16 protein-coding genes are annotated in these 19,108 nt (G+C 46.5%); 15 read left to right on the top strand and 1 reads right to left on the bottom strand.

From position 1 onward, the window contains the following. Positions 1-16: 16 nt before the first annotated feature. The 3 genes from asnS to guaA all read left to right on the top strand — a co-directional run bounded on the left by asnS (position 17) and on the right by guaA (position 4,412). Positions 17-1,408, top strand: a complete 1,392-nt coding sequence (gene asnS, locus T456_RS0109290) for an asparagine--tRNA ligase (protein ID WP_024865898.1) — start codon at positions 17-19, stop codon at positions 1,406-1,408. A 76-nt stretch (positions 1,409-1,484) separates the two neighbouring features. Next, positions 1,485-2,801: a C40 family peptidase gene (locus T456_RS0109285; RefSeq protein WP_024865897.1), complete on the top strand. Its 1,317-nt coding sequence runs from the start codon at positions 1,485-1,487 to the stop codon at positions 2,799-2,801. Between the two features lie 60 nt (positions 2,802-2,861). Continuing rightward, positions 2,862-4,412, top strand: a complete 1,551-nt coding sequence (guaA, locus tag T456_RS0109280) for a glutamine-hydrolyzing GMP synthase (protein WP_024865896.1) — start codon at positions 2,862-2,864, stop codon at positions 4,410-4,412. A 175-nt stretch (positions 4,413-4,587) separates the two neighbouring features. Here the strand turns inward: guaA and T456_RS0109275 are convergent, their stop codons facing one another. Then, the gene (locus tag T456_RS0109275; protein WP_024865895.1) at positions 4,588-4,935 is read right to left on the bottom strand and encodes a helix-turn-helix domain-containing protein; all 348 of its coding nucleotides are present in this window, start codon (positions 4,933-4,935) and stop codon (positions 4,588-4,590) included. 140 nt (positions 4,936-5,075) lie between these two features. On the opposite strand from T456_RS0109275, the gene T456_RS19680 reads away from it, so the two are divergent. The 12 genes from T456_RS19680 (at position 5,076) to T456_RS0109215 (ending at position 19,100) form a co-directional block, all read left to right on the top strand. Beyond that, on the top strand, positions 5,076-5,942 hold the full coding sequence (locus T456_RS19680; protein ID WP_035801735.1) for a BRO family protein: 867 nt from the start codon (positions 5,076-5,078) through the stop codon (positions 5,940-5,942). Positions 5,943-5,959: 17 nt separating this feature from the next. Further along, on the top strand, positions 5,960-6,604 hold the full coding sequence (locus T456_RS0109265) for a hypothetical protein (RefSeq protein WP_024865894.1): 645 nt from the start codon (positions 5,960-5,962) through the stop codon (positions 6,602-6,604). A 142-nt stretch (positions 6,605-6,746) separates the two neighbouring features. Further along, positions 6,747-7,379 (top strand): HD domain-containing protein, encoded by a 633-nt coding sequence (locus tag T456_RS0109260; protein WP_024865893.1) that lies wholly within the window; start codon positions 6,747-6,749, stop codon positions 7,377-7,379. 295 nt (positions 7,380-7,674) lie between these two features. Beyond that, on the top strand, positions 7,675-9,408 hold the full coding sequence (locus T456_RS0109255; protein WP_024865892.1) for an ABC transporter ATP-binding protein: 1,734 nt from the start codon (positions 7,675-7,677) through the stop codon (positions 9,406-9,408). Positions 9,409-9,420: 12 nt separating this feature from the next. Beyond that, positions 9,421-11,205 (top strand): ABC transporter ATP-binding protein, encoded by a 1,785-nt coding sequence (locus tag T456_RS0109250; protein ID WP_024865891.1) that lies wholly within the window; start codon positions 9,421-9,423, stop codon positions 11,203-11,205. 134 nt (positions 11,206-11,339) lie between these two features. Beyond that, on the top strand, positions 11,340-12,275 hold the full coding sequence (locus T456_RS0109245; protein WP_024865890.1) for a DUF1848 domain-containing protein: 936 nt from the start codon (positions 11,340-11,342) through the stop codon (positions 12,273-12,275). 78 nt (positions 12,276-12,353) lie between these two features. Next, positions 12,354-14,132, top strand: a complete 1,779-nt coding sequence (locus T456_RS0109240) for an MATE family efflux transporter (protein WP_024865889.1) — start codon at positions 12,354-12,356, stop codon at positions 14,130-14,132. 74 nt (positions 14,133-14,206) lie between these two features. Further along, the gene (locus T456_RS0109235; protein ID WP_081749047.1) at positions 14,207-15,565 is read left to right on the top strand and encodes a GGDEF domain-containing protein; all 1,359 of its coding nucleotides are present in this window, start codon (positions 14,207-14,209) and stop codon (positions 15,563-15,565) included. Continuing rightward, the gene (locus tag T456_RS0109230) at positions 15,562-16,500 is read left to right on the top strand and encodes a radical SAM protein (protein ID WP_024865887.1); all 939 of its coding nucleotides are present in this window, start codon (positions 15,562-15,564) and stop codon (positions 16,498-16,500) included. The genes T456_RS0109235 and T456_RS0109230 overlap by 4 nt, the downstream gene beginning before the upstream one ends. Before the next feature lie 125 nt (positions 16,501-16,625). After that, positions 16,626-18,320, top strand: a complete 1,695-nt coding sequence (locus tag T456_RS0109225) for a phospho-sugar mutase (RefSeq protein ID WP_024865886.1) — start codon at positions 16,626-16,628, stop codon at positions 18,318-18,320. A gap of 25 nt (positions 18,321-18,345) precedes the next feature. Continuing rightward, the gene (locus T456_RS21280; RefSeq protein ID WP_024865885.1) at positions 18,346-18,762 is read left to right on the top strand and encodes a hypothetical protein; all 417 of its coding nucleotides are present in this window, start codon (positions 18,346-18,348) and stop codon (positions 18,760-18,762) included. Beyond that, complete coding sequence (locus tag T456_RS0109215; protein WP_024865884.1) at positions 18,762-19,100, top strand: hypothetical protein; 339 nt, start codon at positions 18,762-18,764, stop codon at positions 19,098-19,100. Before T456_RS21280 ends, T456_RS0109215 begins: the two co-directional genes overlap by 1 nt. The last annotated feature ends 8 nt before the right edge of the window (positions 19,101-19,108 follow it).

Raw genomic sequence — 19,108 nt, 5'->3', positions numbered from 1 at the left:
ACAGGAGGGGTGTTTCATGGAACTTACAGATATCAAAGCTCTTTTTACAAAACCGGAAGAATTCGCGGGACAGACAGTAGCAGTGGGAGGCTGGATCAGAAACATCAGAGATTCAAAGACCATCGGTTTCATTGTGCTCAATGACGGTACTTTCTTTAAGCCTCTGCAGGTTGTATATACGGATGCGCTGGACAACTTCACAGCCATCAGCAAATTGAATGTCGGAGCAGCTATCATTGCCACAGGTAAGATCGTTGCAACTCCCGAGGCCAAGCAGCCCTTCGAGATGCAGGCTGACAAGATCGAGATCGAGGGACCTTCAACAGAGGATTATCCCCTTCAGCCCAAGAGACACAGCCTTGAGTTTTTGAGGACACTTCCTCATCTTCGTGCAAGGACAAACACCTTTGAGGCTGTATTCAGAGTAAGAAGCGTTGCGGCATTTGCCATTCACTCTTTCTTCCAGGAGAGAGGCTTCGTATATGTACACACACCTCTTATCACAGGCAGTGACTGTGAGGGCGCAGGCGAGATGTTCCAGGTAACCACCATGGACCTCAACAATGTTCCCAAGACTGAGGATGGTGCTGTTGATTACTCCAAGGACTTCTTCGGAAAGCCCGTTAACCTTACAGTAAGCGGACAGCTCAACGTTGAGACCTATGCTTTTGCTTTCAAGAACGTTTACACCTTCGGACCTACCTTCAGAGCAGAGAACTCCAACACCACAAGACATGCGGCTGAGTTCTGGATGATCGAGCCTGAGATGTGCTTTGCGGATCTTAAGGATGACTGCGACACAGCCGAGGCTATGCTCAAATATGTGATCAAGTATGTTCTGGAGCACTGCCCCGAGGAGATGGAGTTCTTCAACCAGTTCGTTGACAAGGGACTTATCGAGAGACTTGAGAATGTTGCCAACAGTGAGTTTGGCCGCATCTCTTATACAGAGGCGGTTGAGATCCTTGAGAAGCACAATGACAAGTTCGATTACAAGGTAAGTTGGGGTGCAGATCTTCAGACCGAGCACGAGAGATACCTTACAGAGGAAGTGTTCAAGAGACCTGTATTCGTAACAGATTATCCCAAGGAGATCAAGGCCTTCTACATGAAGCTCAACGAGGATGGCAAGACGGTGGCAGCAGCTGACTGTCTGGTTCCCGGAATCGGTGAGATCGTAGGCGGAAGCCAGAGAGAGGATGATCTTGAGAAGCTTGAGAAGCGTATGGACGAGCTTGGACTTAAGAAGGAGGATTACAAGTTCTATCTTGACCTTCGTAAGTACGGAAGCGTTCGCCACTCAGGATTCGGCCTTGGCTTTGAGAGATGCGTAATGTATCTCACAGGTATGAGCAACATCAGAGATGTTGAGTCATTCCCCAGAACTGTTGGAAACTGCGAGCTGTAATGTTATACTAAATATAGTAGTTCAATTGAACTATAGATACTAACTATTGTCTGATTAAAAGCAAGGGGGTATTGGTATGAGAAGATTTTATTCTGTCGTAGCCGTGATACTTTCCCTTGCTTTTTTTGCGCTCACTCCGTTTTCTGCTTATGCCACCACCAGCGAGGAACTCAAAGAGAACCAGAAGAAGCTGGAGCAGGAGGAAAAAGAGCTTGAGAAGCAGAAGAAGGATGCTGAGAACCAGAAGAAAGACAGTCAGAACAGGTTAAATGAAGCTCAGGGCAGGATCGGAGATGCCGCCGAGGGACTGGATGAGACCCAGGGGGCCATCGATTCCACCAGTGCCGAGATTGTGGGACTGATGACTGATATTGAGCTTATCAAAGAGGACATCGCCGATAAGGCAGTTAAGATAGAAGAGACCAACGCTGAGTATGAGGAGGCCAAAGCCCAGGAAGAGACTCTTTACGGCGCTATGGTTTCGAGAATCAAGTTTATGTACGAGAAGGGAAACCTTACTTATGTGCAGCTTCTTTTGACCGCAACCAGCTACGCCGAGGCTCTTAACAAAGCCCAGTACGTTGAGGAGCTCTACGAATACGATCGCATCAAGCTGGCCGAGTTTGTGGCAGCCAAGGAAGCGGCGGAGGCCCTGGGGCAACAGCTTGAAGAAGAGAAGGCTGAGCTTGAGGCTTCAGAGTATGAACTTGAAGAGGAGCAGGCTTACATGGAGCAGCTCCTTGCTCAGTACAAGGCAGAGTACGAGGACTACGAGGTGAAGCTTGCCAAGGCCAAGCAGGATGCTGCGGTTTATACAGCCCAGGTCAAGAGTCAGCAGGCCAGCATTGCCACCCTCCAGAAGCAGATAGAATCCAAGCAAAAAGAGATTGATGCCACCAAGAAAGCTGCCGATGCAGCCGAACAGGCCGAAAGAGAGGCGGCTTCCGCTTCTGAAGGCGGAGATGGCGGCGGTTCCTATTCCGGCGGATCTTCAGGCAGCTCCGGAAGCTCGGGTGGAGGCTCGACTAAGAGCTACACACCGGCAGGTATTGCCACCGGCAGCAACATTGCAAGCTATGCCTGTCAGTTTGTGGGTAATCCCTATGTACCCGGAGGCACCAGCCTTACCAACGGCGCCGATTGCTCGGGATTTGTTATGTCAGTCTACAAGGCATTCGGAATCTCTGTTCCCAGAACTTCCTGGGCTCAGGGTTCCTACGGAAGAGAGGTATCCTACGCTGATGCTCAGCCGGGAGATGTTATCTACTACGGCGGCCACGTGGGAATCTATATAGGCGGCGGACGTATCGTTCACGCCAGCACCCAGAAGACCGGAATCAAGTACAGTCCGGCCACCTACAGATCAATTATTTCCGTCAGGAGATTTTTGTAGGAATTATGCTGAATTTGTGCTAAGGTATCAGAAAAGATTTTTATTTGATCAGGAGGAAGCATGGCTTCAGAAGAAAAGGTCATAGTTATTGACTTCGGAGGGCAGTACAACCAGCTGGTTGCCCGAAGAGTCAGGGAATGTAACGTTTACTGTGAGATCTATTCCTATCGCACGCCCATTGAGCAGATCAAGGAAATGGCTCCCAAGGGCATCATACTTACAGGCGGACCCAATTCATGTTACGAGGAGGGCGCACCGTCTTATACAAAGGAGCTTTTTGAGCTGGGAATCCCGGTGCTTGGACTTTGCTACGGCGCTCAGCTTATGATGCTTCTTATGGGCGGCAAGGTTGAGAAGGCTCCCGTTCGTGAGTACGGTAAGACCAGAACCTATATTGATGGTTCAAGGGATAAACTGTTTGCAGGCATTGAGGATGAGACTATTGTCTGGATGAGCCATTTTGACTACATCAGCAAGGCCGCTCCCGGATTTGAAATCGTAGCTCACACCGATGACTGCCCTGTTGCAGCGGCAGCCTGGGAAGAGAAGAAGCTCTATGCGATCCAGTTCCATCCTGAGGTTCTTCATACAGTTAAGGGAAAAGAGATATTACATAACTTCGTTCGCGGCATCTGCGAAACAGCAGGTACCTGGAGAATGGATTCCTTTGTTGAGAATACCGTTGCCGATATAAGACAGAAGGTTGGAGACGGCAAGGTTCTTCTGGCCCTTTCCGGCGGAGTGGACTCTTCAGTTCTGGCAGCCCTTCTTGCAAAAGCCATCGGCAAGCAGCTCACATGCGTATTTGTAGACCACGGCCTTCTTAGAAAGAACGAAGGGGATGAAGTTGAGAGCGTATTCGGAGAAGGTGGAAAGTTCGATGTAAACTTCATCCGCGTAAATGCGGCTCAGAGATACTACGCCAAGCTCAAAGGGGTGGAAGAGCCCGAGCGCAAGCGTAAGATCATCGGCGAAGAATTCATTCGTGTATTTGAGGAAGAGGCCAAGAAGATCGGCAAGGTAGACTTCCTTGCCCAGGGCACCATCTATCCCGATGTTGTTGAATCCGGCCTTGGCGGTGAGTCCGTTGTTATCAAGTCACACCACAACGTTGGCGGACTTCCCGACTATGTTGATTTTAAAGAGATTATTGAGCCGTTAAGGCTCCTTTTCAAGGATGAGGTAAGAAAGGCCGGACTTGAGCTTGGGCTTCCCGAGTATCTTGTTTTCCGTCAGCCCTTCCCCGGTCCCGGTCTTGGAATCCGTATCATCGGAGAAGTGACCGAGGAGAAGGTACGCATCGTCCAGGATGCAGACTACATCTATCGTACAGAGCTGGCAGCAGCCGGTCTTGAGAAGCTTCCGGACCAGTACTTTGCAGCACTGTCCAACATGCGCTCTGTTGGCGTTATGGGCGACGAGAGAACCTACGACTACGCAGTGGTGCTCCGCGCCGTTGAGACAGTGGACTTCATGACAGCCGAGGCCTCCGAGATTCCCTTCGAAGTTCTGCAGAAAGTCATGAGCCGCATCATCAACGAGGTCAAGGGCGTCAACCGCGTAATGTACGACCTCACGAGTAAGCCTCCGGGAACGGTAGAATTAGAATAATACCGGGTGGCTTGCGGGTAGGAATTCAATAGCAGTAAATAAAGGCTTTCGATAGCGTAAATCAGCGATTTCGGAAGCCTTTTTTTGCGCCAGGAGATAACAATTTGATAACAGGAAATTAAGTGGCAGATTGCCTGCTTTTTATGGTGCGCCTGAAGATATTTGTTTTGTTTGTCTATTTGTGTTCAGACAATTTGCTTGCATAAGCAAACAGCCTTTTAAATGCGCTATTATCAGCGGCTTTACATATATTGATCAATTCAAACAACTCTGGGTCGGTAGATTTAGATATAGTATACGAAATTGGATGCGGATCATCAGACTGTCCTGTCAGGTACTCAACGGAAGTATTTAAAACATTCGCTATGATGGAAAGTGTTTGGAGAGAAGGTATTCTAGAGCCTGCTTCATACCGTAAATATGCCGGTTGCGAGAGCTGCATCCTTTTGGCTGCTTCCATTTTGGTGATTCCCATTTTTTCTCTGCATTCTATTAATCGGCTTGTATTAAGTGATATATTCATATGACTTAACTCCTTGTATTAAATAGATAGCTATGTCTATACATTGGCATAATACTCGAAATATGCATTGATTATACCATTGGAATATGATAATATCAATATGCCAATGGCATAAAATATGTATCTGTGAGGTAGTAATCATGGAAAGTGATAAAGTACAATTATTTGAGGATCAGCCGATCAGAACTGCGTGGGTTGAGAAAGAGGAAGAATGGTATTTTTCGGTTGTCGATGTTGTTGGAGCTCTTACGGAGCAAATTAATTACGAAAAAGCTAGAAAGTATTGGAACAAACTGAAACAGAGACTAAAAGAAGAGGGAAGTCAACTGGTGACAAATTGTCACCAGTTGAAAATGACAGCGCAGGATGGGAAAATGCGTTTAACTGATGTCGCCAACACAGAGCAACTGCTTCGTATTATTCAGTCAATCCCGTCAAAAAAAGCCGAACCATTTAAGATGTGGCTGGCACAGGTTGGCAGGGAGCGCATTGAAGAAGTAATAGATCCAGAGTTGACTATCGAGAGGGCTCTTGAAACCTACGCTAAGAAAGGTTATTCCAGAGAATGGATTAATCAGCGACTGCAGGCTATTCAGGTGCGAAAAGAACTTACAGATGAATGGGAAAAACGCGGAGTGAAAAAAGGTGTAGAGTTTGCCATTCTTACAGATGAAATATCGAAAGCTTGGTCCGGGATGACGACGCGACAGTATAAGAATCATAAAGGTTTGAAAAAGGAAAACCTCAGGGATAATATGTCCACGTTGGAACTGGTGCTTAATATGTTGGCTGAGGCTACTACTACAGAGATTTCAAAGCAAAAGAAGCCGGAGACTTTCGAGGAAAATCGAATGGTTGCAATTGAAGGCGGGGAAGCGGCAGGAGAAGCGAGAGTAGCAGTGGAGAAGCGTACAGGAAAGTCTGTGATCACAAGCAAGAATGCTGCTCAATTACAGGATTTGGTTATAGGATTAATTGAATCAGATGTTAGTGAAAAAGACGATTGATAGGGTGAGAAGCAAGAATGAGTAAATCTTTAAGTGTTTTAATACTGTTACCTATGGACGGCTATAGCAGTAATGAAATATATATCGAGGATGATCGGCTTAAACAAATATATAGTGAAGTCCCTAAAGCAGAGAATTATTTCAAAACCTTAAGGATTCGTTCGGTATATACGTCTGATGAGGACCTAAAGCGGTATTTGTGGAAAAAGTATCAGATTGGGGAAGAAGAGTTTAAAAATCATTCCATAAGCTATAATGGAAGAGAATATATTTATCGTTTTGAGAACGGAATAACTGTAACTTATACGAGCGAGGAAGATGAAAAACTCAAGCGGGAACATGTTGATGAGGGGGTATACTGTCTCCCATACAAATGCATATCTGCGGATATATATGGTTCAGTTACAAATGAGTTATTAACAGATACATTTACCATTATCGATGATAAATTGATTGATAAAGCGGTAGAACTGGTCGGACGTCAATACAGTTCTGATTTTGATTCTGAAGAAGATTCGAGGCAAGGGGATTTTGAGAATAATAACTTTGATATTGAACTCGATTATGAAGGTGACATGGATGGAAAACTCCTTGTTAGTCTTATAGTAGGGAAATATATGGCTGGACGCGTTAATGGAATAGCAGTTGCGGAATACGACTGAGCTCTAGACGAAAAACTGAAGCAGGTTGTTTCTATCATCGGGAGCGGATTTACTTTGGAGCGTTTTGATGAACATCCTTCATGGGAGAACGAGAAACTCCCCGGAGAGTTTACTGCGATAGCAAGAAAGAAGGCATAGAAATATGTTACCAAGTATAGATGAGGCTATTAAAGAACTGGAAATTGCGGAGAAACTGAACCCGGGTCCATGGGTCAAGCATTCTATGAACGTTGGACTTGCTGCCAGGAATATTGCAGAAAAAATACCCGACATGGATCCGACAAAAGCATATATAGTCGGCCTTTTACATGATATTGGAAGAAGGTGCAAATTTGGGTTTGTTGATATTCCAACACATGTCTATGAAGGATATAAGTACTGCATGGAAAAAGGATGGGATGAGGCTGCCAGGATTTGTATGACACATTCCTATCTTCGCATGCAGGATGAGTTCGATTACAATCCTGAAACAGAGCATGAGAAGGCCATAAAGGATTACATAATGAATTGTGGAGAGCCGGATGACTATGACAGGCTGATCCAGCTCTGCGATTCTCTTGCTACTGATTATGGTTTTGTGATTTTGGAAAAAAGATTTGTTGATGTTACCAGGCGATACGGAATTATGGAAGGATACATTAAAGGGTGGGAAATCGCCTTCAAGATAAAGGAGGACTTTGAAGAGCGTATGGGATGCTCTATCTACGATGTCCTTCCGGATATCGGAAAAACCACTCTTTTAACCCCAAAGCCCTGGAAACCACCAGTCAGGTAAAAAAGACAGTTAATTTAAATAATTGTGTTGACAAAGCATGTCAATTAGCATAATGTAATAATAACTTGTGATAAAGCAAACTAAGAAAGGAGGTAAGAACAATGTTAAAGACTAGAAATCATAAGGCAGTGAATAAGGAAATTGTGGTTACCTCGCAGGAGTTTGCTCAATAACCGGATTTATCTTGAAGCAATCAGGCGTGGTATCCGCATGGAGACCACGCTATTTTTATGGCTATTTTCAGCGGTAGGGTCTTCGGGCTCTACCGCTGTTTTTTATTAAGGATGTGATAATTATGAAAAAGTATTTGATCAGAAACTGGTGGAGATACACCATCGGCGGAATATCGCTTATATGCAGCACAGCAATCGACGTACTGCTTCCCTTCGTAACCCTTTCCATGGTGGACGATGTTATCGTGGGGAGAAACATGGACATATTCAGAAGAGATATTCTTCTGTTTGTGGCAGCAGGCCTGGGAAGAGCTTTCTTCCAGTTCGTAAAAGAGTTCCTTTGTGACATGTCAGGATGCCGCGTGGCATCGGGACTCAGAAAAGATATGATGAAGCATATCTTTTCGCTTCACAAGGGGTATTTTGATAAGACCAACACCGGAGAACTCATGGCAAGAGTCAAGGACGACGCCGGAGCAGTCTGGGATCTGACAGGATTTGTCGGAATGCTGCTGACAGAGGCAACAGTTTACTTCATCGGTGTTGTTGTCTGCATGGTAAGGCTTAACTGGAAGCTCAGTATTGTGCCTCTGGTATTTATGCCGCTTCTTGCATATGTGGCACTTCATCTTGAAAAGACCCTTGGCAAGGACTACGACGATATAAGCGAGAGAAACGCAGCTCTTACCAAGGTCGTCGAAGAGAACATCTCAGGTGTAAGGACAGTTAAGGCTTTTTCGGCAGAAGGCACCGAGATGAAGAAGTTCGATGAAAAGAACCGTGACTATGCCGAGGCTAACAAGAAATTCGCCAAAGATCTTGCTGACAGCGATCCGCTCATCGGTCTTATCCCAAAGGTAATGCAGGTGGCTGTGGTCGCAATTGGCGGATACGCGGCTATAAAAGGGAGCATAACCTACGGAACACTTGTGGCATTCGTGTCATATTCAATCAACATCGTATGGCCTATTGAGAATCTTGGATGGATGCTGTCCCTGGTTTCCCAGGGCCTTGCAGGATACAAGAAGATTTCCAAGGTCCTTGACACAATGCCTGATATAACCGATCCTTCGGGAAAAGAGCTGTCGGATGCAGTCAGTGCTCCGGGACAGATAAGCTTTGAGAATGTAAGCTTTGCAATCGAGGATAAGCCCATCTTAGAGGATGTGTCTTTTACCATAGAAAAGGGAAAGACACTGGGTATCATGGGAGCAACGGGTGCGGGAAAGAGTACCATAGTCAATCTTCTTGAGAGATTCTATGACGTTACGGAGGGTTGCATACGCATCGAGGGAAAAGACATTAAGGAGATGCCTTTGTCTGCTGTAAGGGCCTTTTCATCAGTGGTAACCCAGGATGTATTTCTTTTCTCCGACACCATAACAGAGAATGTCAGGCTTGGATTCAAGGATACAATGGATGAAATGACAGTTAGAAATGCCATAAAGAGCGCACACGCCAAGGACTTCGTTGAGAAAATAACCGACAGTTACGAGGCAGTTATCGGAGAGAGGGGAATCGGGCTTTCCGGTGGGCAGAAGCAGAGACTTTCAATTGCGAGAGCCCTTGCCAAGAAGGCAGATCTTCTGGTGCTTGATGACTCTACATCTGCGCTGGATATGGAGACGGAAGCTGCAATACAACAGGAACTTTTAAAGAAAAAAGACATGAGTAAGATCATCATCGGTCACCGTATATCTTCGGTTAAGGATGCAGATGAGATCATAGTTTTGGAAAACGGAAGAGTAAAAGAGAGAGGAACTCACGCTGAGCTTATTGGAAAGAGGGGACTGTACTACAGCACCTACGAAGCCCAGTACGGAGACTATCGAAACGCTCTTGCAGTAAATGAGTAAGGAGGTGCATATATGGCTATTAACAGCACCAGAGAGGATGAAGATTTAAAGGAGAGTCTTAAGCTTGACGTCTTAAAAAGACTCCTTAAGAATCTCCTGGAATATAAAGGGAAAATTGTACTGGTAACGGGGCTGATCCTGGTCACTGTTGCCATTCAGACCACTTATCCTCTGCTGATTGAGAAAGTAATTGATGATGAGATCATAAATAAGAATACAAAGGGACTGTTTATGATGGCTGGCTTTATGATAGTGCTTGCCTTTGTAAACTACGCCGCCACCAGGATCTGGAGGCGCATCATGGCAGTCATTTCCAACGACATGATCATGAACATCAGAAGAAGGCTCTATGTTCATATCCAGGAGCTTGGGGTAGACTTTTTTGACCAGAGACCATCCGGTAAGATTCTGGCAAGGATCACGGGAGATATCAATGCGCTGAAAGATGTGCTCTCAAGTACTGTTACAACCCTGGCGCCTGAGGCCATAAGCCTTGTGGTGATACTTGCTATTATGATCGTAAAGAGTCCTGTTCTCTCGCTGTCCGCAGCGGTTGCGGTTCCGATAATCATGCTTGGACTTTATTTCTGCGAGATCCTGGCTCACAAGAGATGGCAGATCTTGAAAAAGAAAGATTCCAACATGACAGCGTACATCCACGAGGGCATTGAGGGGGTATCCGTTATCCAGAGCTTCAATGCTCAGGAGGAATCTTCGAAGGAATTCGACGGACTTGTTAATGAGGTTATAAAAGCTTTCAGAAGTGCAGTTGTGATCACAGATACCTACAGTCCTACGATTGAGATTGCAGGAGGACTTGGAACTGCTACATTGTATTATCTTGCAGTGACAAAGCTTAATGTCAGGCCGGAGTCCATAGGTACGCTTTCTGCATTTGTTCTCTATCTTGGCATGTTCTTTAGTCCTATAAGGGATCTTGCCAGTTACTACAATAAGCTGATAACCAACCTGTCATCAGCTGAAAGAGTATATGAGATCATGGACATGGATCCGCTTGTTAAGGATGGTGAGAAGGCGATTGATCTTCCCGGGATTGAGGGAAATGTCGAGTTTGACCATGTGACCTTCGCTTATCCCGATGAGCCTGATGTGGACATTCTCCACAATGTAAGCTTTAAGGCTAAAAAGGGAGAGACCATAGCTCTGGTTGGACCTACAGGTGCAGGTAAGACTACCATCGTGAGTCTTATCAGCAGATTCTACAACACCAAAAGCGGAAGAATACTGGTGGACGGATATGATATCAGCAAGGTTACAATACAGTCGCTTAGAAATCAGCTTGGAATCATGACCCAGGACAACTATCTCTTTTCCGGAACCATCAGGGATAACATCAAGTATGGAAGACCGGATGCCTCGGATGAAGAGATGTTGGAGGTGTCAAAGGCTGTACATGCTCACGATTTCATCTCACAGATGGAGAAGGGGTATGACACTGTGATAACCGAGCGTGGAGGCGGATTGTCAAACGGACAGAGACAGCTTATTGCTTTTGCGAGAACTCTTTTGACAGATCCCAAGATCCTCATACTGGATGAGGCTACAGCCAGTATCGACACAAGAACGGAGATACTGGTTCAGCAGGGTATAGAGGAGCTTCTTAAAAAGAGAACGTCATTCGTTGTTGCACACAGGCTGTCTACTATCAAAAATGCGGACAAGATATTCGTCATTGATGACGGCGGAATCCTTGAGTGGGGCGACCATGAGAGCCTTATGGCAAGAAGGGGAGCGTACTACGAGCTCTACTCTGCGCAGTTCGTCAGCGCATCGTAGAAAACCTGTCTCAAGAGAACCGGTCGGGAGACGAATCTTAAAAGTGTTATAATATTTACTGTATGAAGTTTTACCAGCATTGGCCTATAGAAATTGAGCATACTGATTATTACAAAGCGTAAGGAAATACTTTCATGATATTAAATACCGGACAGCGTACGGATATTCCGGCGTTTTATCCAACATGGCTGGCGAACAGGCTTAAGGAGGGATTTGTGTGCGTGCGAAACCCCTTTAACCCTGTTCAGGTCAGCAGATACAGATTAAATCCCAAGGTGGTGGATATCATTGGATTTTGCTCCAAGAATCCATCACCTTTTTTCCCATACATGAAACTTCTTGAGGGCTATGGGCAGTTCTGGTACGTCACCATAACTCCCTACGGCAAGGATATCGAGCCTGCTGTTCCCGATAAGCACAAGATACTTGAGGACTTTAAGACTCTTTCAGAGATGGTGGGCAAAGAGCGCATCGGCTGGAGGTACGACCCCATCCTTGTTACAGACAGATATACGAAAGAGTACCACCTTCGGGCTTTTGAGCAGATGGCGGCAGAGCTTGAGGGCTATACAAATATTGTGGTCATCAGCTTTATCGATCTGTACGAGAAGGTGAAGAGAAACTTTCCGGAGATAACAGCTGTCACCCGCGAGGACAAGCATTTCCTGGGAAAAGAGATAGTGGCCATGGCCGGGGCTCATGGAATGACCGTCAAACCCTGCGGCGAAGGCGATTTTCTTTCACGGTACGGCGCGGACTGTTCCGGCTGCATGACGGTAAAAGACTACGAGAAAGCCCTTGGGAAAAGACTCATCGTCCCCAATAAGAAACCAGCAAGAAAAGAGTGCGCCTGCTACCTCTCCGGGGATATAGGTGCCTATGACAGCTGCGGCCATCTTTGCAGGTACTGCTATGCCAACAACGACATAGAAGCTGTAAAGCGCAATATGCAAGCCCATGATCCAAATTCGCCGTTCCTTATAGGCAATTACACACCTGATGACGAGATAAATGACGTTGATCAGAAGTCCTGGATAGATTGCCAGATAAGTCTTTTTGATTCGTTCTGATAAATTATGGTGTAAAATAGAATAAATACACACTGTTATTCGTGTAAATGAACTATGTAATTCCACAGGAGGGAAGAAATGGGAAAAGATACAGAGAAGGACTTATCAGACAGCAAGCTGCTGACAGGGCTGTTTTTCAGGCTCTTGCCCTATCAGGTCCTGCTGATAGTGATCAATGCGGTGAACGGAATTGTTGACGGCCTTTACGCCAGTAATGCCATAGGCAAAGTTGCAATGAGCGCTCTGGGACTGTATGCTCCCTTCAATCACTTCCTGTATGCAGCCAGCATGCTCCTGGTGGGCGGCTCCCAGATTCTGTACGGCAGGTATGTCGCCAGAAACAGAGAAGCTGTACACAGTATCTTTACCCTGGACCTGGTGGTATCAACCATCATTGCAGTTACTACATCACTTCTTATGACAATCGGTGCGGTGACCGGCGCAACCAGGCTCATGGTGAATGTTGAGCCCGACCTTACCATGTTCAATCATTATCTGCTGGGACAGGCCATTGGCATTCCCGCCCTGGTACTGGGCCAACAGCTCTTTTCCTTCCTGTCTCTGGAAAATCAGACAAAGCGCACAATGGTGGCCAGTATATCCTGTTTTGTGGTCAACGTTATCCTGAACCATCTTTTCGTGGTGATAATTCCCTGGGGAACCTTCGGACTGGGCCTTAGCTCATCAATTGCCACCTGGATATTCCTTTTGATCCAGGCTCAGTATTACTTTGCAGGCAAGTCAGAGTGGAGATTCTCTATTAAAGCAGCTAAGTGGAGTGATATTCCCGATATGTTCCGCCTGGGATTATCGGGAGCAATCTCAAGGTTCCTCGAGATGTTCCGTTGCTTTATTGTAAACTACCTTATCATTACCTATGTGGGCACCGTGGGCCTTTCGGCCTTTGCGGCCTCCAACAACGTGCTGGCAGTATTCTGGGCATTCCCTTTCGGAATGGTGGCGGTTTGCCGAATGCTCTTTTCCATAAGTGTAGGAGAGAAGGACCGCAGGTCACTGGTGGACGCTCTGAGAGTGTGCCTTACAAAGGGAAATCTTCTGATGTGCGTTATAGTGGCTTTCCTGGTGCTCTGTGCAAAGCCCCTTACAATGCTGTTCTACCATGATCCTATGGATCCCGTTTTTGATATGACGGTAATGGGATTCAGACTTCTTCCCCTTTGCATGTTCCCGGCCATGGTGAGCCTTAATTTCTGCTGCTATGCACAGACCATCGAGAGAAAAAAGCTGTCTATTATACTTCCCATCATCGACGGAATGGTGGGTGTTGTTGCCTGCAGTTTCGTGCTGATCCCGCTGATGAAGATGAACGGCCTTTATATCTCAAATATTCTTAACGGCGTTATCTGCTGCGCTGTTATATTCTTCTCGGCCTGGGGAGGACTTAAGCGCATCCCCAAGAACCTTGAGGATCTGATGCTTATTCCCGAGGACTTCGGTGCAAAGCCCGATGAGAGGCTTGATATCACCGTAAGGCAGATGGATGAGGTTACAAGCATTTCCCAGCAGATTGTGGATTTCTGCAAGAAAAGAGGAGTCGACAAGAGAAGAGCTTATTTTGCAGGGTTGTGCATGGAGGAAATGGCAGGAAACGTGGTTGCCCACGGCTTTAATGACAAAAAGTCTCATTCCATTGACATTCGAGTGGTACACAGCGATGAGGATGTAATACTCCGTATCAGAGACAATTGCCAGGAGTTTAACCCCACCGAGAGAGCCAAGGCTAACAACGACGACGAAGACGGAAAGAACATTGGCATAAAGATGGTCTACAAGATAGCGGATGAGGTGAATTATCAAAACCTCCTGGGAATGAATGTCCTTACCATAAAGATATAAATAAATTATGACATTAGTGTTATAATAGAATGTGCGATACGGAAAACCGATAGCCTCCATATAGGTAATTGTGCATGAAGAGACTCAGCCGCACAACTAAATATATGATATTTATCTGCGCTGCCCTGGTTTTGTTTAACCTGGCTTTTGGTTTTATGATGACAAGAGCATCGGCTGAAGCCATGAGAGAGCAGATCAATGCCCGCATGCTTGATATCTCAAACACTGCGGCTTCTATGCTGGATGGCGATGATCTTGCAAAGATCACTGTTGATGATCTGGGCTCGCCGGAGTATCAAAGGGTTTTCACCACTCTTTCCTATTTCCAGAATAACATGCAGCTGGCCTACATTTACTGCATAATGCAGGTGGATGAAAAGGAATTTGTCTTCGGAGTGGATCCCACCATTGAAGATCCGGGAGAGTTCGGATCCCCCATCGTATATACAGATGCCCTTTATAACGCCAGTAAGGGTAAGGCGGGAGTTGATCAGATCCCGTATGAGGACGGATGGGGCGAATTCTACAGTTCCTATTCTCCTGTGTTTGATTCCGAGGGAAACGTTGCCGGAATAGTGGCTGCTGATTTTGATGCGGAATGGTATCAGGAGCAGATAAAACATCTTGCCAGAATAACCGGTAGATTCAGCGTGCTTGCTATTCTGGTCAGTATTGTTCTTACGGTGATCATTGCCAGCCACTTCAGAAAGAACTTCATGAATCTCTTTGGCAAGATGAATGAGCTGTCCCTTGGGATTGAGACTCTGGTCCATGAGGTAATGCCCGAAGCCGAGACTGACAACTATACATCCCTGGCTTCCGTTGAAAGCAGGAAGGGCATCAGAGACGAAGTCGAGCTTATGGGAGAGAAGATAAATGTCATGCAGGAGAGACTCGCAGGATATATTGATGTTATCCGCTCCAGTGCATATGTTGACGGGCTTACGGGCCTGAACAACAGGACTTCTTACGGGGAATATATTCAGATTCTTGATAAGAAGATCAGGGATAAAACGGACCTGACATTTTCAGTTGTTGTATTTGATATAAACCAGCTGAAGATCATAAATGACAACTATGGCCATGAGATGGGAGATAAACTTATCGTGGATATCTCCGAGGTTATCCGTAAGATCTTCGATGGCCACAGGATTTACAGAATCGGCGGAGACGAGTTTGTGTGCATCTTAAGTGAATCTGATCCTTCCGCCAGAATTCAGAAACTTAAGGGATTGATAGATATCAAAAATCTGGAGTCTCCGGTACTGCACGATCCTTCTGTTGAAATCGGTGTTTCCATAGGAGGCGCCTCCTATGATCCTGAGACTGACAAGGTTTACACAGACGTGTTCAACAAGGCCGATGCAGCCATGTATGCGGACAAGCGCTTGTTTTATGAGACTCACGAAGACAGAAGAAAGAAAAGAAGATGAAGGAATATTCTTCATGCAGTCTGTGCCCCAGAAACTGCGGCATAGACAGGAACAACACAACAGGTTATTGCAGGGAAAAGAGCTCTCTCCATGTGGCGAGGGCTTCTTTACATATGTGGGAAGAGCCCTGCATCTCGGGAAGCCGCGGCTCCGGGACGGTTTTCTTTTCCGGCTGCAATATGGGATGTGTCTTTTGCCAGAACAGGAAGATCAGCCGTGGTGAGATTGGAAAGATCATCACCTGGGAGAGACTTACCGAGATATTCTTTGAACTTGAGGAGCAGGGCGCCAACAACATCAATCTGGTGACAGGCGATATGTTCATTCCCACAATAGTAAAGGCAGTGGACAGAGCCAGAGCGCAGGGGCTGAAGATACCGTTTCTTTTTAATACCTCCTCTTACCTTAATGCAGACAGTGTGAAGATGCTGGAGGGACTAATTGACATCTATCTTCCGGACTTTAAGTATATCCGTGAAGAGGATGCCGTAAGATACAGCAATGCTCCGGGCTATGTGGAGGCTGCCAAGGCTGCAATACAGGAGATGGTGCGGCAGCAGCCACGCTGCGAATTTACCCGGGAAAAGAGCCATGGAAGACGGGATGACGCTGTGTACGAAGAGGGGCAGAACCTTATCACAAAGGGTGTTGTAGTGCGCCACCTTCTGATGCCGGGAATGCTGATCCAGGGTAAGCTAATTGTGAAGTATCTGCACGAGCGCTACGGAGATGACATCTACCTTAGCCTTATGAGCCAGTTTACACCGAACAGCGAGCTTTCGGACTATCCGGAGATCAACAGGAGAGTTACCGGCAGTGAGTATGAGAGCCTTATTACCTATGCGCAGAATATCGGGGTTACAAAGGGCTTCATTCAGGAGGGTGAAGCGGCAAGCGAAAGCTTCATTCCCGAGTTTGATCTAAGGGGCGTATAAGCGGTTATACGTAGCTGTTTTTACGGGCTTCAGGGCTTGAAAATACGCTCTCAATATAAGAAAATATAAGATGTAGATACGGGTTTTAGCTGTATCTTTTCACAAGGAAATAAGGAGGGTTATAAATGGATTATCAGTCAAGATATGATGAGTGGCTTGAAAAGCTTCCTGAGGGTGATCCCCTTAAGGCAGAGCTTATTGCGATTGCAGATGATGAGAAAGATAAAGAGGAGAGATTCTATCAGGATCTGTCCTTTGGTACTGCGGGACTTCGCGGCAAGGTAGGCGCCGGAACAAACCGCATGAATTTCCTTACTGTGGGAAAGGCTTCCCAGGGTGTTGCCGATTACATCGTTTCAAAGGGACAGGCAGCAATGGACGCAGGCGTTGTCATTGCCCATGATCCCAGACATTTTTCAAGGGAGTTTTCAGAGCTGGCAGCAGGCATTTTTGCGGCAAATGGAATTAAGGTTTACACCTTCCCCAGCCTTCGCCCCACACCTGAGCTGGCGTTTATGATAAGACGCCTTCACACTGTGTCCGGCATCAACATCACAGCTTCCCACAATCCCAAGGATTACAACGGCTATAAGGCATACTGGGATGACGGCTGCCAGGTTTCAGCAGAGGTTGCCGATGGCATGACAGAGTGCATCAATGCTGTTGATATCTGGACAGGAATTAAGAAGTCCGACTATGAGGAGGGCGTTAAGTCCGGCAAGATCACCGTTCTCGGCGAGGAGTACGACAGAGAGTATCTGGACAAGATCGAGAGCCTTGCCATTCATGAGGGCGATGATCTGGATCTTTCCATCCCGCTGGTTTACACACCTCTTAACGGATGCGGTTCCATTCCTTTCAGACAGATGCTTACAGACAGAGGCTTCACAAACTGGAAGATCGTTCCCGAGCAGGAGAATCCCGATCCTGATTTCACAACTGTGGGATATCCCAATCCCGAGGATCCCAAGGCATTTGCTCTTTCAGAGAAATACGGAAGAGAGTTCGGTGCCGAGCTTTTGATGGCTACAGATCCCGATTCCGACAGATTTGCCATCGAGATCAGGGATGATAACGGAAATTACATTCCTCTTAACGGCAATCAGACAGGATATCTTCTTGTTAACTACGTGCTTGAGGGACACAAGACCGCAGGCACACTTCCCGCTAAGGGAGCGATGGTAAAGTCCATTGTTACATCAACACTTTCAACCATTATCGCCAAGGCTTACGGCGTTGAGATGTTCGAGACTCTGACAGGCTTCAAGAACATCTGCGGCAAGATCCCTTACCTTCATGAGAACGGATATCAGTATCTGTTTGGTTATGAGGAGTCCGTTGGCTACGCTGTCTGCGAAGACATCAGAGACAAGGACGGTATCTCAGCAGGTATGCTGGTTGCAGAGGCAGCAGCTTACTATCGCAAACAGGGCAAGACCCTTTGGGATGTTCTCAATGAGATCTATGCTAAATACGGCTCTTTTGCAGAGGATGAGCCCAACATCGTTCTCGAGGGCATTCCAGGAGCACAGCGCATCCAGCGCATGATGAAGTTCTACAGGGAGAACCTCCCCACAGAAGTTGCCGGTGCCAAGGTAGAAAAGGTCATCGACTACATAAACGGCTACGAGGACATTCCGCCTCAGAATGCCATCAGAATGTTCCTGGACAACGGTTCCTGGTTCGCCATCAGGCCCAGCGGTACCGAGCCCAAGATCAAATTCTATTTCTATTCAAACCAGCAGTCCCGCGAGGAGGCCCTGAAGGTCAATGCAGACATCAAGAAGGCCACACTGGATCTTATCAATTCAGTGGAATAATCTGCGGGCAGGAGGAGACCAGGTAATGAGCGAAACGCACAACCACGAACACACACATACTTACACCCACACCCATGACCATGATCATGACGGACAGGAGCATGCTCACGAGCATACACATACCTATACTCATGAACACGAGCATTCTCACGATGAGCACGATCATGAGCATCATGAGCACACTCACGATCATGAGCATCAACATGACCATGAACATCATCACCACCACGATCATCCCACACCTGAGACCAAGGACCAGATGATCGCCCTTCTGGATTACATGTTCAAGCATAATTCCAGTCACGAGGATGAACTGTCAAAGCTTGCGGACAAGCTTGGCGAGCAGGGCTTTGAAGCTCAGGCACAGAAGGTTTCTGAGGCAAAAGAGCTGTTTGCAAAAGGAAACGCTGCTCTTAAAGAGGCGTTGGAAGGACTTAAGTGATGAAAAGAACTATTGCAAGACTGCTAAAGGGATTTATACTAGTGACTGTCGCTGTTTCACTGCTGGTGGGATGTCAGAATGCCTCAGGAAATTCTGCGGGAAAAAAACCGGGAGCTAATGTGGAGAGCGACTACGTTGAGGGCAAAGAGCTGCTTTGCCTTGTAGATACACAGGAAGAGGCTGAGGCTATCGCCAAGCAGTATGGAATAACACTGGTGGAGTTTTCCTACGGAGTTGCCACCTTCCACACTGATGACAATCCCAATGACGTTATTGCAATGGGAATTAAACTGGGTTATCCGGAGCTGTCCCTTAACGGAACAGTACATGCATATTAAGGAGTAAA

The sequence above is a fragment of the Butyrivibrio sp. FCS014 genome (genome assembly GCF_000526935.1).
Taxonomy (GTDB): Bacteria; Bacillota; Clostridia; order Lachnospirales; family Lachnospiraceae; genus Butyrivibrio.
This window is presented reverse-complemented; position numbering and strand designations above follow the sequence as displayed.

Excerpts from the sequence above, each read along its gene's own strand:
- T456_RS19680 (WP_035801735.1), top strand. The coding sequence starts at position 5,076 with ATGGAAAGTGATAAAGTACAATTATTTGAGGATCAGCCGATCAGAACT.
- asnS (WP_024865898.1), top strand. The coding sequence starts at position 17 with ATGGAACTTACAGATATCAAAGCTCTTTTTACAAAACCGGAAGAATTC.
- T456_RS0109240 (WP_024865889.1), top strand. The coding sequence starts at position 12,354 with ATGGGAAAAGATACAGAGAAGGACTTATCAGACAGCAAGCTGCTGACA.
- T456_RS0109265 (WP_024865894.1), top strand. The coding sequence starts at position 5,960 with ATGAGTAAATCTTTAAGTGTTTTAATACTGTTACCTATGGACGGCTAT.
- T456_RS0109215 (WP_024865884.1), top strand. The coding sequence starts at position 18,762 with ATGAAAAGAACTATTGCAAGACTGCTAAAGGGATTTATACTAGTGACT.
- T456_RS0109260 (WP_024865893.1), top strand. The coding sequence starts at position 6,747 with ATGTTACCAAGTATAGATGAGGCTATTAAAGAACTGGAAATTGCGGAG.
- T456_RS0109225 (WP_024865886.1), top strand. The coding sequence starts at position 16,626 with ATGGATTATCAGTCAAGATATGATGAGTGGCTTGAAAAGCTTCCTGAG.
- guaA (WP_024865896.1), top strand. The coding sequence starts at position 2,862 with ATGGCTTCAGAAGAAAAGGTCATAGTTATTGACTTCGGAGGGCAGTAC.
- T456_RS0109245 (WP_024865890.1), top strand. The coding sequence starts at position 11,340 with ATGATATTAAATACCGGACAGCGTACGGATATTCCGGCGTTTTATCCA.
- T456_RS0109275 (WP_024865895.1), bottom strand. The coding sequence starts at position 4,935 with ATGAATATATCACTTAATACAAGCCGATTAATAGAATGCAGAGAAAAA.
- T456_RS21280 (WP_024865885.1), top strand. The coding sequence starts at position 18,346 with ATGAGCGAAACGCACAACCACGAACACACACATACTTACACCCACACC.
- T456_RS0109250 (WP_024865891.1), top strand. The coding sequence starts at position 9,421 with ATGGCTATTAACAGCACCAGAGAGGATGAAGATTTAAAGGAGAGTCTT.
- T456_RS0109235 (WP_081749047.1), top strand. The coding sequence starts at position 14,207 with ATGAAGAGACTCAGCCGCACAACTAAATATATGATATTTATCTGCGCT.
- T456_RS0109285 (WP_024865897.1), top strand. The coding sequence starts at position 1,485 with ATGAGAAGATTTTATTCTGTCGTAGCCGTGATACTTTCCCTTGCTTTT.
- T456_RS0109255 (WP_024865892.1), top strand. The coding sequence starts at position 7,675 with ATGAAAAAGTATTTGATCAGAAACTGGTGGAGATACACCATCGGCGGA.
- T456_RS0109230 (WP_024865887.1), top strand. The coding sequence starts at position 15,562 with ATGAAGGAATATTCTTCATGCAGTCTGTGCCCCAGAAACTGCGGCATA.